The following is a 13,725-nucleotide window of genomic DNA, read 5'->3' on the forward strand; positions in this document are numbered from 1 at the left end:
GATATTACCTTCCAGGAAGATAATAGTTTCGCGGGATAATGTTATAGATCCTCCCATGAAGATTAGTTCTATCGTTTTCGAAGAGAAAGAGATGTTCAGGCAAATGTCCCTGAAATTTCAGTTGGCTAGTTTTTTATCATCTTTTGGTAGATGTGTTGAAACTCATATTGAAAGGGATAATAACGTCTGTTATCAGGTAAAAAGTGGCTTTTTTTATGACATGTTAATATTTATTTCGTTTCATGAAGAAGCTTTGCTGATTATATTTAAAGTGGATACTTATGAGCAAGGATACACTCTTCAAAAATTATCTCCAGGGATTGCGAAGAAATTGTCTGCAGGGTGTGAAACTTGCAAAGTTGAGGTGGTGCTTGAAAATCGAAGGTTATAGTCATCTATTTATTGAACAATCAACATTGATTGGTTCTGGTTATTATAAAAACAATAGTAAATCCATTCTTAATTTACGTATGATTAGTGGAGAGGGTATCTGGTGGACATTTAGATGGCATCAACAAGAGTTAAATGCATGGTGTGAAGAATCTTCCTGGCGTAATTGGATTGAAGATAAAATACATTTTTTCACTTTACATGAGGTCGATCGCCATTTCCTTCAATTAGTCGGTGAGTGGAGTTTATTGCCTGTAAGCGATGAAATGAAGCTCGCAGATATTTCACTAAAAGAGATAACGGGTCAATCCAGTCTCTTGCCTTGCTGGAGTCCAGTACTGACTTTAAATCAAGTTGATAAAAAATTTGAGATATATCTAATTGATTGGCCTGCTGATGCACTTCGCTGGTTAATCAAGGGATGGACGCCATTGGCCGAAACAATAGGATCTTCTAAACCTTTGCTGCGTTGTCCAGTCACAATAGGCCGTATGACGATTCCTTTGAGAATGCTCAAGCAATTTGTGTTGGGAGCGGTAATCATTATTCAGACGGACAACCATTTAAACGCTGGTAACTATTGGATGCTTGCCGCTGAAATTAACATTAAATTAGTTAGAAGCAACGAGGAATATACTGTGAGTGAGATTACCACGGAAGAACAGAATGATATTATTGATGCGAATCCTGTATTGACCTCTTTAGATGATATTAATGTGAGCATCGCTTTTGAGATTGGAAGTATATTAATGTCTTTTGCAGAATTAGCAGCTTTGAAGCCGGGTAGCATTATAAAATCAGAGCTTTCTACGGCAACAACAGTAAATATCCGTGTTAACGGACGAGTCTTTGCTACTGGTGATTTTATTTTACTTGATAATGTACCAGGAGTCCGTGTTAATAAATTATTGCAAGGATGAAAAACGTGAATGACTTTATCCATCAACCTTATGCGCTAATTATTTTACTGGTATGTCTTTCTATTTTGCCTTTTATAGTGGTTAGCTGTACTTCTTTTTTGAAAATAGCAGTTGTGTTTTCATTGCTACGAAATGCATTAGGGATACAACAGATTCCTCCTAATATGGCAATCTATGGCCTTGCTCTCATTCTAACATTTTTCATAATGGCACCAGTAGGCATGTCAATAAACGACAATATTCAAAAAGAGCCGTTTTCTATTTCTGACTCGAGTTTATATGAGAATATTGATAGAACAGTAATTAAGCCTTATTTATCATTTTTGAAAAAAAATACAAAAGCGAAACAAATTCGTTATTTTAGCCAGATCGGGAATAAGATATGGCCGAAAAAATATCAGCAAAGACTGAATGAAAACTCCTTGTTTGTTATGCTACCTGCTTTTGGTATTACGCAACTAGATGAAGCATTTAAAATAGGTCTACTGCTGTACTTACCATTCGTAGCAATTGACTTGATTGTGTCAAATATCTTGCTGGCACTAGGGATGATGATGGTTTCGCCTACTACGATATCCCTGCCATTTAAGATTATGTTGTTCATTATTGCAGGTGGATGGCAGTATCTGATAGAGAAATTAGTCCTTTCCTTTTAATTCAGGGTAGATGATAGTGAATAATGCAGTTATAGCTCATCTTGGAGTGGAACTTTTATGGATTGTTGTATGGCTTTCTCTACCCACAGTTGCGGCAGCCTCTATCGTTGGGGTACTTATTAGCCTTATACAGGCTGTAACACAAATTCAGGATCAAACAGTTCCATTCCTGATTAAACTGGTAGTTGTTTCAATAGTACTTGTTATGACTTATAACTGGATGGGAAATTCTTTGATTAACTATACCAATCTGATATTCCAGCAAATTAACAGGTAATGTTGTGAATGATATTCTATTGAGTGTCGTAAAATTTGGCCCGCATTTTTTTATGGCTTGTTTACGGCCATTGGGATTATTTTTGATAATGCCATTACTGGAGAGTAAAAATATCGGTGGATCATTAATTCGTAACTCAATTATCATGTTGTTAGTTGTCCCTATATATCCTGCAATAGATGCGAGTAATGCTCTTATAGAGGATAATGCTATAGGATTTCCACTTTTTTTGGTAATGTGCCAGGAAATTGTGATTGGGATATTGATTGGGTTTGTTGCGGGAATTCCTTTTTGGGCAATTGATTCTGCTGGTTTTCTGATTGATACTATGCGTGGTTCATCAATGGGCAGTATTTATAACCCGACTCTCTCTGAATCATCAACGTTACTTGGTGTGTTTTTTTCTCAATTATTGACTGTTGTCTTTTTTAGCTGTGGTGGGATGAATGCACTAATTACGACTTTATATGAGTCTTATGTTTTATTTCCTCCCGGTAAATATATTGCCTTTAATCAGCAGTTGCTAATATTTATCAAGCAGCAATGGGATTTATTGTTTAATTTATTTCTAAGGTTTTCATTGCCAGCTGCTGCAATTATGTTACTAACTGATGTTGGGATGGGGTTACTTAATAGAACTGCGCAACAGCTTAACGTTTTCTTTTTGGCAATGTCGATAAAAAGTATACTTGCATTGCTGGTTTTAATGATAACCATTGGGTTTTCGCTGAGTGATCTAGGGCATGTAATCTCAAGTAATCTATTGTCATTTCATACTCTTTGGGGAAACATTCAATGAGTACAGAAAAAACACTCCCCCCGACACCTAAAAAATTACGGGAAGCGCGTGAAGAAGGACAGGTAGCCAAAAGTAATGAACTGGCAGCAGGTGTTCAGCTTGCTGTTATTTTATTATACCTCTATACTTTTGGTAATGATATTTGGAAGGATTTAAGTGAAATACTATTGCTAACATTTGAACAATTTGAACAACCCCTGCCAACAGCGTTTGCTGCATTTTTTTCAGCACTTTGTTCTTTCTTTTTTAAAGATCTTACTTTTATGTTTTTAATATTGTTTTTTGCATCAATTGCATCATATATAGGACAAATTGGATTTTTATTTTCCAGTAAATCACTGATCCCTAAAATTAATAAGCTTGATGTTGTTAAGAATCTGAAAAATATACTTCAGATAAAGTCGCTTGTTGAATTATTAAAGAATGTAGTTAAGATGGCAGTAATTGGCTGTGCTTTTTATTATCTATTTCATCAATATACACCCTCGCTTAGAAATATGGTGTATTTGAAACCTATTGAGGCTATGCAAGTAACAGTGCAGATTATTTTTTGGCTTTGGGGAGTGGTAGTGTTATGCTATATTGTTTTTTTTTCTTGCTGATTATTCTTACCAACGCTATGAATTGCTGAAAAATCTAAAAATGTCACATGAAGAAGTTAAGAAAGAAATTAAGGAAATGGAGGGGAATGAGGAAATAAAAAGACATCGCCATTCCCTACACCAGGAGATACAAAGTGGCAGTTTAGCGGTGATGGTTAAGAAATCTAGTGCCGTGATAAAAAATCCTACCCACCTGGCAATATGCATTTATTACAATGAAGATACTACACCTTTACCAAAGGTTGTTGCTAAAGGCACTGATTATCAGGCTTTAAAAATAATAGAAATTGCAGAGAAAGAAGGTGTTCCTGTAATTGAAAATATACCTCTTGCTCGTGGATTGAATAAAGATATTACTATCGGTCAATACATCACGCCGCCATTTTTTCATGCGATTTCTGAAATTTTAGCAATGATTAAAATTAGAGGGTAAAATTGGATTTTTTGGAGTCCTTTGTTGTTCTCTTGTGTGTGGTTTGATTTTGCTAATATCCCTGTGAAGAATTCAACTTTCATATTGGGATAATTGTGTGGGCACTAAACATCTTTTAACAGGAAAAACTTTTTGCCTGATCTTGCTGCCATTGCTACCTTTGGCTACTAAGGCTCATGCTGCTAGTGACGGGTTATACGCAGGTGCTAATGTTGGTTGGTCAAAATTTGACAACAATAACTTCACTGAAAGCCATCGCAAGGATACTATCGGCTTTGGTGGTTTTATTGGTTATCAGTTTTCGCCATGGTTTTCATTGGAGGGGGGCGCTAACAGCCTTGGCAGTGTGAAGGGAAATGATGGTCAATCCATAGATGTGCAGGGAATCACCCTGAGCAGTAAATTTACTTACTCTTTGTCAGGCCAGGATCTGTATGGACGAGTGGGTGGTATGTGGTACCGTAGCGATATGAGTAACGATGATATTAATAAAAGTGAGGTTGGTACAGGCATAGCGCCTTTACTTGCTATAGGGGTTGAGCATAGCTGGAGTCCGAATATGACATCGCGCATCGAATATCAATGGACGGGACATATTGAGAATGATGCGGCGACCTCAGCTACCCTAAATAATGGGTATTTATCTCTTGGCATAACATGGCATTTCGGCCAGGCTAGCGAATCGATGCAACCATCTATTATAAGTCATCCAGTTGAGGATGTTAAACCGCCGATATCAGAAACTGTACCGCTAAACCATGAGTTGGTAATCTATTATCCATTTAATCAGTATATTCTCTCAGAAAATAATCGACAGAAAATTATTGATTTTTATCATCAAAGAAAACCAGACTCGGTAACAAAATTCAACATTGATGGTTATAGTGATATAACAGGGAGTGAAAAAAATAATTTTATCATCTCCAGCCGTAGAGCAGATAATGTCAGGGAATTATTGCTTGAGCAGGGCATTAATAAAAAAAATATATCTGTACATGCTCACGGAAGTACTTCAAAGTTCAATAAACATTTGTCAACTAAACATAGTTTATCAGATCAGGAAGAGAACTATTCATTGAATCGTAGGGTCTCTATCCAGACGGACTAACGATGAGTCATTTTCCCTAAAATTTTAGGGGGGGAGTAATGAACTTTACCATTGGAGCAAAGATTTTTCTTGCTGGTTGTTGTATAGTCACAATTGTGGCTTGTGCGTTTTTATTAGCACTGATTTTTTAGAGAATATTTTCTGATAATCCATATCTTAATGATTGCCGGTATGAGCAGACATTCTTTATGCCGGCTTTGTTCTAATGAGCATAAAAACTTTATTACATAGCAATGTGGTAGTGAATAGCGAAGGCTTTCCAATCCAGGACAAGAATATACTGGGAAATTTAGATGTAAAAATAGCTGATCTTGTTGTTGCAACGTTCAATCAGTTGAGAGTATTAAATATATAAAACAACGGGTGGATGTCATCATTTTTCTCTTTCAGTTGTTTCTGGTGGTTCTATGGATATTGTTATCAACTCCAGAAATCCATCGAATATTATCGTAGGTAAAGTTTATATTCTATATCGCACATTATTTAATAAGGTGAGGTAAAAATAATATGAAGATAACAAATAGCAATTCTTATGCTATGAATATCAGTAGAGCTCAGGTGTTGCCTCAAGTTCTGGCAGAAGAGATTGATAGCCTTATTCACAACACCCCAATACTGCCAGGTTCGGATGCTTCTACTGCAGAAGCGCATAGATGTGACATGATAGCATGTAAGAATATATTGATATCGGATGGTATGTGGAGTCAGCAACAAGACGATGAGAAGAATAGAAAAATCACGGTAGGTATGCAAGCAACAATTGAAACTGGACTGATGAATTGTTTAACTCGCGATCCTACAGCGCGTTTATCTGTAATAGTCCATACAAATAATCCCCCAACACCATTATGTGCAGAATATCTTCCTCAGTCATTACTTCACTCTGGTATTCGAGGAAACAGGGCGATAGAATCAACGGTTACTAGTCGTCAAGAAACAAATGAGTTCTTTTTGCGATCAAATAATCAAGTTTCATTCTCTGCATTGTATGGAACAAAACGTGCATCCGATGCAGAGCAGACATATTTTGATAAAAAAGTAGCTTCCAATCCAGGCTTGTTTGCGTTTCATACCCAAGAAAATCCACCTGTAGAATTATCAGGGGCAACCTATGTTTATACTAACAGGCTAAATGAGAAAGTGATTATTGGTGTCAGAATCACCCAAGCTAATGATCCTTCGAAGATGTGTTCGCTATTTATCGGGCGTGATAGTCATGCCAGACAGGTAAGCCCACATCTCCGAATGCTTAATGATTACATTAGAACGATACAATCTAATTTACTCGAAAATAGTTCGGTCGCTGATCGACGAAATTATTTTGAGTTAATGTCTGTTTGTAGTCTGATCTCATAGGTGGCTTTGCCTGCTGCTATAAAAATCACTTCATTGTCGGAGGCTTTTTGTGACCGGGACAGGTGCTGAGCTGTATTACTCGCGACTTGATCTGACCTATGGCCTTGAAAGGTTGAGAGTTACCGATTTTGATATGGGCGTCGAATCCTTATACAAAATACGCGGTAACCCTCATGTTTCATAAAAACGATACTGAACGAGTTTTATCAGGTGATGTTCCGCAAAAAATCATACGGAGATCTTGAAGTATTACAATCGGATCATGATGAATGGCTGGCCCACTATAATAATGAACCAGCCCTTCAGGGAAAATTGTGTTGTGGCTGAACGCCAATAGAAACGTTACTTGATGATGGAAAGCGCATCTGGGTTGAGAAAATTTAAAGCAGATGTAATCTGACAGATATCTGTATAAATAACCGGTAACTGTCAGATCAGGTTTGAGCTAATACACTTGAATGTAGCAGGGATTCACATCCTTTACGGCGTGCAGGATGTCAGGATTTCTCATGACTGTCTTGAGTAAGTAGCATTCGGATTTCCTTCTCAAGTTCATCGATCATATTTTCATTATTCAGACGTTTTTTCTGTCTTATTCCATGTAAATATAGTGCGCTTTTACTCTTACTTCCGGCTACTCCTATCGTTGATACCAGTGCTTCTCCCGGACCATTCACAACACAACCAATAATTGACACATCAAGAGGAGTGACAATATCTTCGAGTCGTTGCTCGAGCTCATTCACCGTGCTGATAACATCAAATTCTTGACGTGAACATGTCGGGCAAGCGATAAAATTAATCCCTCGTGAACGTAAACGTAAGGATTTTAGAATATCAAATCCTACTTTTATTTCCTCTACAGGATCTGCAGCCAAAGATACACGTAAAGTATCACCAATACCTTCGGCAAGCAATAATCCGATACCGATAGCAGATTTTACCGCTCCAGCCCGAAATCCCCCTGCTTCAGTAATTCCAAGATGCAATGGCTGTTCAATTTTTTTTGCCAGCAAACGATAGGCGTTTACCGCAAGATTCACATCAGATGCCTTCACACTAACTTTAAAGTTATCGAAATTATTCTTTTCCAGAATATTAATATGCCGCATAGCCGATTCCAGCAGTGCTTCCGGTGTTGGTTCACCATATTTTTCCTGAATATCCACTTCAAGCGAACCAGCATTGACACCAATACGGATAGGTATATTACAGTCCCGAGCACAATCAATGACTGAAGATATCCGTTGTTCATTACCTATATTTCCGGGGTTAATTCGCAAACAATCAGCACCGTAAGCTGCGACTTTTAATGCAATACGATAGTCAAAATGAATATCTGCAATCAATGGTACCTGACTGTATTGTTTCAATTTCTTAAAAGACTCTGCTGCCTCCATCGTGGGAACGGAAATCCGAATCATATCGGCTCCTGCCGATTCTAGTTTGTGGATCTGCTCTAATGTGGAATGTATATCACAGGTATTAGTATTTGTCATTGATTGTACAGTTATCGGAGCATCACCACCTACAGCGACATCGCCGACGTAAATTTTTTTTGAATTGCGTTTTTTATATAAAATACCATTTTCCATAATCTTACCTAATAATTAATGTTGGTTACTGATTACGTGCCGCGCTTTGCTCTTGATATCTCTTATAATACTCATTGACCATTACTTCAATTTGCAATTTGTAATCTATGGGTTGGTTTCTAAAATAATTTTGGCGTCTGTCTCGCATAAGTTGATATTCTCTGTATTGAATTCTTTTTTTATCTACCGCTTTCCCAAACATATTTGTAGCTTTTATAGTATCCTGGAGGGAATGAAATTTCCCCGCTTCCAAACGACTAGCGTTTTTGTTCACCAAAGCTATTAAAAATTTTGTCTCGGCCTCTCTATTATATACATAAGGATGATCCTTCGTGACCCCAAAGGCTTTTATCTTTTCTCTTATTAGTTCATCGCGGCAAGCTTCTATAGTTTTATATTTATATCCCATGTAAAGTGTGATGGAGAATGTCTGCTCGCACAAAGATAAACTATAGTTTAAATCATTTAGTGATTTCTCCGGGTTCCTTCTTAGACGGATCCTGAATTTATGAAAACAACCATTTTTATGGTTATCGCTACGATCATCCCTTGTACTATAAGTAGAAGGAGACATTGTTGAAACCGACGTATTTAACTGTGTGTTTGGCATAAAACCTCCTGGTAACAATGGGATGTTACTGTATTTGTTTCTGTAGTGGGAGACTAATCTGGGAGAGGGAGGGAGGTAATCGTACACATGCCAGTGTAAATTAATTTGGACCGTTGTTGTTTTTTATTCCCTCACATATGTCTATTTTTACTCTTTTTGTATGCTTGAATTACTGCGGAGCCATGATGGATAATTCTGTTGTTTCCCTTTTGGGGAAACATAATGATAGAATTATCTACCAATAAGAGTTTAGGTTATGTCAAAAGATTATTCAGCGTGGTACAAGGTTGGTTGTTCGCTATGTGTTGCTTGTGCGGTGCTCTCTTCTGCAGGAGTGATAGCTGCTGACGGTGATGTTGGCATTATTACATTTACGGGAGGTGTCACTGGTGAAACATGTAAGATTTCCAACTCAACTGGTTCACAAAGTTCAAATATGACATTGGTTATGCCTGTTGTCGCAAAAAAAGATGTTGAATCCGCAACTATTGAAAATGGTGGTGTAGGACGAACGCCTTTCGATATTGAGCTTAGTGGCTGTGCCACCGGGATTTCCAGGGCACAAGTGTCATTTTCATCTGAAGAGTTTGCGAACTTAACAGATGGTACTCTAAATAATGATACGACGATTGATGATGCAGCAAAAAATGTCAATGTTGTCCTTTTCAATAATGGAAATTCACAAAGTTCACAAGTTTTTATCGGGCGTCAGGATGATACTCCCCAGATTGTAACACTTGACAATGGCAGTGGCGTTTTTTCATTCGCGGCTGCTTATGTACCTGGTCCACAGTTTAATTCTGATTCAAATCAAATTGTTCCCGGTAAGGTTCACACCAATGCAACGTTTAGTATTACGTATTATTAGCAATTAGTGGAGCTTATTATGCGCATATGTACCAATGGCATAAGGTTTTTTCTGTTGACATTCTTCGGATTATTTCCATTATATTCTCAGGCTGATATTGTGATATCCGGGACTCGGGTTATTTATCCAGAGGGCAAAAGTGCTGTAACAGTCCATCTTGACAATCGTGGTGAGCGTCCATTGCTCGTACAAACATGGCTTGATAATGGGACTGAAAACAAGTCTCCGGATGAAATAGACGCGCCATTTGTCATAACACCGCCAATTACACGTATTGATAAAGACCATGGGCAAACTGTGCGAGTCATTTATACCGGTGGAACGTTGCCGCAAGATCGTGAATCATTGTATTGGTTCAATGTGCTGGAAGTACCCCCAAAAGATGATTCTTCAGCGTCTGCTAATAAGCTTCAATTAGCGTTTCGAACACGCATCAAATTTATTTACAGGCCACGTTCTTTGGATGGTGATTTGGCGTCTGCACTGAAAAAAGTTAAATGGAACTGGGGACGCAATAAAAAAGGCTATTTTTTCACTGTGACGAATAATAGTGGCTATTATTTATCAATGGACAAAGCCAATATTGACATTGCAGATAAAAATTATTCAATTAATACGGAAATGTTAAGTCCTTTTGGGACTGCACATTTTCCCATTGTCGCATCGAATGGAATCAATATTCCAGAACATGGAAAAATCAACTACTCTGTGGTTAATGACTTCGGTGGGCTAACGACAGCGAATGTGTCATTATGATATTCGTCATATAGTTGTTCATGGAATTTATCATTTAAATTCGCCTGTCATAATTGTGCCCGTAAATAGAGTGATATCATTTTACTCTATGATATTACGCTATTTACTTGCAAAACCATGCTAAGCATTCATTGAGCAAGAGTTTCCATATGTATCAAAATCGAAAAAGGAAGTGGGGTTGGGTATTTGTTGGTAGTGGAGTTTGTATTGTGACTATCTCATTTGTAACTTATGGACTTGTTGGAAATGAAAAAGATGTAAATTCTTCTCCTGTTGTAAAATATGCAGAAGACGATCCCACTGACACTGATGTCGCAGAACAGAAGATACGGGGTATTTTATATTCAAATGGCCCAGAAAATGCGTCTTTGAATGTTGCAAGACCAGGAGAAAAAATAATTTCAAAGGTAGATCAAGACGAAATGCGCAGCCAGAAAATGGCTGTAACGGGTGAAATGCCAGTACCTACGTATGCGAAAATTGAGAGTCAGCCTGTTCAGCAAGCTAATAATAACTTGCATAATATTTTTTTATCTGGAAACGCCAAAAATTCTACCGGAATTATTGTTCCGTTGAAAGAGCATGATGGAAAAAAACAAGATACTTCCTTTGATGCTATGAAAGCAGCATCATTAACTACACTTGTTCAACGTGAAAAAAGTAATGATGTCTTTCGTGATGTACATAAATCGGTTCTCAAAGAGAGGCAACCAGGCTCATCGTTTCCAAAGCAAATTAGGGCTTCAAAGCGGTCTATTACAGGTGATGACGCAGGTACGACTTCCAGATCTGTTGTTGCTCTGAACGAACTTAGTCGGAGTGCGCAAGAGCCTGACATATCGGGTGGGGATGAAAAAGTTGAGTTTGATTCACGCTTTCTGAATGGTAATGCTAAAGATGTTGACGTAAGCCGTTATGCCGAAGGTAATCCAGTGATGCCGGGAAATTACAATTTGGATGTCCTTGTTAATGATCAGCTAAAGTTAAATGCAACGATCTTATATATTGATGATGGTAATAAAAACACTTCTCCCTTTGTTACTGAAAAAACACTGACGCAGCTAGGTATTAAATATTCACTTAAGTCTCAGGATAAGATGAAGAAGGCGGGTGAGGATTATTACAACTTACTAAAAGTCACGCCCGGGATAAAAGTACGTTTTGATCAGGAAACGCAAGAGTTAAATATCAGTATCCCACAACTTTATATAGAAAACAGACCGGATGGTTATATTGACCCAAGCCTATGGGATGAGGGTATCACTGCCGGTACATTTTCATATGACGTCAATGCCTATCATTCAGACAACGCGGATGATTCAAGCGACAGTGTGTATTCAGGGCTTCACTATGGGCTCAATTTTGGTGAATGGCGGTTTCGCAGTCGTGGTGCTCTGAACTGGGAATCAGGCAATAAAGCCACCTATGATAGTCAAGAGGCCTGGTTACAGCGTGATATTGCCTCCCTGAAGTCTCAGTTGGTTATTGGTCAAAGCAGTACCCGTGGCGATACATTTGATTCTGTAGCAGTAAAAGGTATTCATCTTTATAACGATGATCGTATGTTAACTGGAGCTGAGTCTGGTTATGCTCCGACTATCAAAGGGGTAGCTAACACCAATGCTAAGGTCACCGTTAAACAGAATGGTAATATCATAAAACAGGTCACTGTACCGCCTGGCCCATTTGAAATAACAGATATTACCCCCTCCGGGTTCGGAAATGATTTGGATGTGACGCTCACTGAGGCTGATGGCAGGGAGCAACATTTTTCGGTTCCTTTCTCCTCTGTTTCACAACTTTTACGTGAAGATAGCCTGCGTTGGGAGGTTGCCTTAGGTCAGTTAGACCAGGATGGATTGTACCATTCCCCTGATATTGCGACCGCATGTGTCTATTACGGTCTGACTGACAAACTGACTACCTATGCAGGATTCCAGTCAACAGACCAGGACTATGACGCATTTTTGTTAGGAAGCGCCGTCAATACTGCTTTAGGCGCTTTTGCGTTTGATGCGACACAGTCCTATGCCACGCTGCCTGATATCGGAAAATGGAATGGTACGAGTTACCGTTTGTCCTATAGTCAGCAATTAGCGCAAAGTAAAACCTCAGTTAACGTTGCTGCATGGCGTTATGCTACAGAGCATTATTTATCTTTGAGTGATGCAACTAATATTTATGATCAATTAAAACATACCCAAAATCAGGCTCAATGGGTGATCAGTGACTATCAAAGATTAAAGGATCAATTGCAAGTCAATATTACCCAGCCTCTTGACTTTTATAATGAATATTGGGGATCGCTGTATGTGTCAGGGAGTTGGAATAGATATTGGTCAGAGCAGAGCAACACCCAATATTCATTAGGGTACAGCAATGCTTTCCGTTGGGGAACATACAGTATTACCGCTCAACGCAGCTATGATGAGAATAATGATTCGGATGATAGTGTTTATCTAAGTTTTAATTTACCGTTTGAAAAATTATCCCCAAATTTTAAGAAAAAATATGGGTTTACTGATGTTAATATGGGGCTGCGAAGCGATTCTGACGGCACTACCCAGCTTGACGCCAGTACCAATGGTAATTCAACCGATAACCGATTCAATTATAGTTTGAACACCTCATATTCGGCAGACTCTAACCAGTCGGGTAACAATCTCACGCAGGTTGGGGGAAATGTTAATTATGCAAGCCGGTTCGGTCCATGGAATGCATCACTCTCCGGCAGTGACCGGGGTGATAAGCAAATGTCATTGGGTGCTAGCGGAGGCATGATCCTTTACCATGGTGGGCTTGTTTTTGTCCCGGATAATATTGATAGCGCAAATACGATAGCATTAGTTAGTGCGCCTGGGGCCGAAGGAAGTCATGTTGGATCTTCTGATAACCAAATCGATCACTCTGGCTATGGTGTAGTCACTAATTTATCTCCCTATCATCGTAATATGGTAAATGTAGATATTAGCCAGCTTGATAACTCCGTTTATTTGGATAATACCTCTGCAACAGTTATTCCTGATGCCGGTGCGGTAGTGGAGGTTAGTTTTAAGACTAAAGTGGGAACACCGTATGTCTTTGACATTATGACCGAACAGCATTCTCATATACCATTCGGTGCTGACGTGTATGATGAAAATAATGAATGGCTTAGCGCGGTTGGACAGGGTGGTAAAGTGTTACTTCGTGGGATGAAGGATACTGGCACATTGCATATTAAATGGGGGGAAGATACAAGCCAGCAATGCTATGTCAATTACCATTTGCCTGCACGGAATGATAAAAAAAATACCAGTATGCTGCTATCTGCAATGCTTTGTAAGCAGAATAATTAAAATAAAATTTACACTAA

14 protein-coding genes and 1 pseudogene are annotated in these 13,725 nt (G+C 38.5%); 13 read left to right on the forward strand and 2 right to left on the reverse strand.

Going from position 1 to position 13,725, the window contains the following annotated elements; all coding sequences use genetic code 11:
• The first annotated feature begins 55 nt into the window (after nucleotides 1-55).
• The 10 genes and pseudogenes from F4V72_RS24135 to F4V72_RS11455 all read left to right on the forward strand — a co-directional run.
• The gene (locus F4V72_RS24135; RefSeq protein WP_170245758.1) at nucleotides 56-391 is read left to right on the forward strand and encodes a hypothetical protein; all 336 of its coding nucleotides are present in this window, start codon (nucleotides 56-58) and stop codon (nucleotides 389-391) included.
• Nucleotides 372-1,310: a FliM/FliN family flagellar motor switch protein gene (locus F4V72_RS11415; protein WP_170245759.1), complete on the forward strand. Its 939-nt coding sequence runs from the start codon at nucleotides 372-374 to the stop codon at nucleotides 1,308-1,310. Before F4V72_RS24135 ends, F4V72_RS11415 begins: the two co-directional genes overlap by 20 nt.
• On the forward strand, nucleotides 1,307-1,966 hold the full coding sequence (gene sctR / locus F4V72_RS11420; protein ID WP_136058454.1) for a type III secretion system export apparatus subunit SctR: 660 nt from the start codon (nucleotides 1,307-1,309) through the stop codon (nucleotides 1,964-1,966). Before F4V72_RS11415 ends, sctR begins: the two co-directional genes overlap by 4 nt.
• 10 nt (nucleotides 1,967-1,976) lie before the next feature.
• Entirely contained in the window at nucleotides 1,977-2,243 is a 267-nt protein-coding gene (sctS, locus tag F4V72_RS11425) for a type III secretion system export apparatus subunit SctS (RefSeq protein ID WP_088734314.1), read from the forward strand.
• A 4-nt stretch (nucleotides 2,244-2,247) separates the two neighbouring features.
• Entirely contained in the window at nucleotides 2,248-3,042 is a 795-nt protein-coding gene (gene sctT, locus F4V72_RS11430) for a type III secretion system export apparatus subunit SctT (protein WP_232081673.1), read from the forward strand.
• Nucleotides 3,039-3,644 (forward strand): EscU/YscU/HrcU family type III secretion system export apparatus switch protein, encoded by a 606-nt coding sequence (locus F4V72_RS24615; RefSeq protein WP_136058453.1) that lies wholly within the window; start codon nucleotides 3,039-3,041, stop codon nucleotides 3,642-3,644. Before sctT ends, F4V72_RS24615 begins: the two co-directional genes overlap by 4 nt.
• 22 nt (nucleotides 3,645-3,666) lie before the next feature.
• The gene (locus F4V72_RS24620) at nucleotides 3,667-4,077 is read left to right on the forward strand and encodes an EscU/YscU/HrcU family type III secretion system export apparatus switch protein (protein WP_232081672.1); all 411 of its coding nucleotides are present in this window, start codon (nucleotides 3,667-3,669) and stop codon (nucleotides 4,075-4,077) included.
• 97 nt (nucleotides 4,078-4,174) lie between these two features.
• A complete protein-coding gene (locus F4V72_RS11445) occupies nucleotides 4,175-5,185 on the forward strand; it encodes an outer membrane beta-barrel protein (protein WP_071891249.1) in 1,011 nt (336 codons plus the stop codon).
• A 507-nt stretch (nucleotides 5,186-5,692) separates the two neighbouring features.
• Nucleotides 5,693-6,541 (forward strand): hypothetical protein, encoded by an 849-nt coding sequence (locus F4V72_RS11450; RefSeq protein ID WP_136058451.1) that lies wholly within the window; start codon nucleotides 5,693-5,695, stop codon nucleotides 6,539-6,541.
• A gap of 177 nt (nucleotides 6,542-6,718) precedes the next feature.
• A pseudogene (locus F4V72_RS11455) lies at nucleotides 6,719-6,865 on the forward strand (IS481 family transposase); the annotation flags it as partial.
• Between the two features lie 173 nt (nucleotides 6,866-7,038).
• On the opposite strand, the gene ispG reads toward F4V72_RS11455, so the two are convergent.
• Together ispG and F4V72_RS11465 are read right to left on the reverse strand one after the other, a co-directional pair.
• Entirely contained in the window at nucleotides 7,039-8,136 is a 1,098-nt protein-coding gene (gene ispG, locus F4V72_RS11460; protein ID WP_136058450.1) for a flavodoxin-dependent (E)-4-hydroxy-3-methylbut-2-enyl-diphosphate synthase, read from the reverse strand.
• A 25-nt stretch (nucleotides 8,137-8,161) separates the two neighbouring features.
• Entirely contained in the window at nucleotides 8,162-8,746 is a 585-nt protein-coding gene (locus F4V72_RS11465; protein WP_053508654.1) for a hypothetical protein, read from the reverse strand.
• Between the two features lie 256 nt (nucleotides 8,747-9,002).
• Between F4V72_RS11465 and F4V72_RS11470 the strand changes: the two genes are divergently transcribed.
• From F4V72_RS11470 to F4V72_RS11480, 3 genes are all read left to right on the forward strand, one after another.
• On the forward strand, nucleotides 9,003-9,614 hold the full coding sequence (locus tag F4V72_RS11470) for a fimbrial protein (protein ID WP_063390178.1): 612 nt from the start codon (nucleotides 9,003-9,005) through the stop codon (nucleotides 9,612-9,614).
• A gap of 18 nt (nucleotides 9,615-9,632) precedes the next feature.
• A complete protein-coding gene (locus F4V72_RS11475; RefSeq protein ID WP_053508650.1) occupies nucleotides 9,633-10,370 on the forward strand; it encodes a fimbria/pilus periplasmic chaperone in 738 nt (245 codons plus the stop codon).
• 149 nt (nucleotides 10,371-10,519) lie between these two features.
• Nucleotides 10,520-13,708: an outer membrane usher protein gene (locus tag F4V72_RS11480; protein WP_136058449.1), complete on the forward strand. Its 3,189-nt coding sequence runs from the start codon at nucleotides 10,520-10,522 to the stop codon at nucleotides 13,706-13,708.
• Nucleotides 13,709-13,725 lie beyond the last annotated feature (17 nt).

The organism is Salmonella enterica subsp. diarizonae (assembly GCF_008692785.1).
GTDB classification, from domain to species: Bacteria; Pseudomonadota; Gammaproteobacteria; order Enterobacterales; family Enterobacteriaceae; genus Salmonella; species Salmonella diarizonae.

Coding starts and splice junctions, on each gene's coding strand:
- F4V72_RS24135 (WP_170245758.1), top strand. CDS start 56: ATGAAGATTAGTTCTATCGTTTTCGAAGAGAAAGAGATGTTCAGGCAA.
- sctR (WP_136058454.1), top strand. CDS start 1,307: ATGAAAAACGTGAATGACTTTATCCATCAACCTTATGCGCTAATTATT.
- sctS (WP_088734314.1), top strand. CDS start 1,977: ATGATAGTGAATAATGCAGTTATAGCTCATCTTGGAGTGGAACTTTTA.
- F4V72_RS24615 (WP_136058453.1), top strand. CDS start 3,039: ATGAGTACAGAAAAAACACTCCCCCCGACACCTAAAAAATTACGGGAA.
- F4V72_RS11450 (WP_136058451.1), top strand. CDS start 5,693: ATGAAGATAACAAATAGCAATTCTTATGCTATGAATATCAGTAGAGCT.
- ispG (WP_136058450.1), bottom strand. CDS start 8,136: ATGGAAAATGGTATTTTATATAAAAAACGCAATTCAAAAAAAATTTAC.
- F4V72_RS11465 (WP_053508654.1), bottom strand. CDS start 8,746: ATGCCAAACACACAGTTAAATACGTCGGTTTCAACAATGTCTCCTTCT.
- F4V72_RS11470 (WP_063390178.1), top strand. CDS start 9,003: ATGTCAAAAGATTATTCAGCGTGGTACAAGGTTGGTTGTTCGCTATGT.
- F4V72_RS11475 (WP_053508650.1), top strand. CDS start 9,633: ATGCGCATATGTACCAATGGCATAAGGTTTTTTCTGTTGACATTCTTC.
- F4V72_RS11480 (WP_136058449.1), top strand. CDS start 10,520: ATGTATCAAAATCGAAAAAGGAAGTGGGGTTGGGTATTTGTTGGTAGT.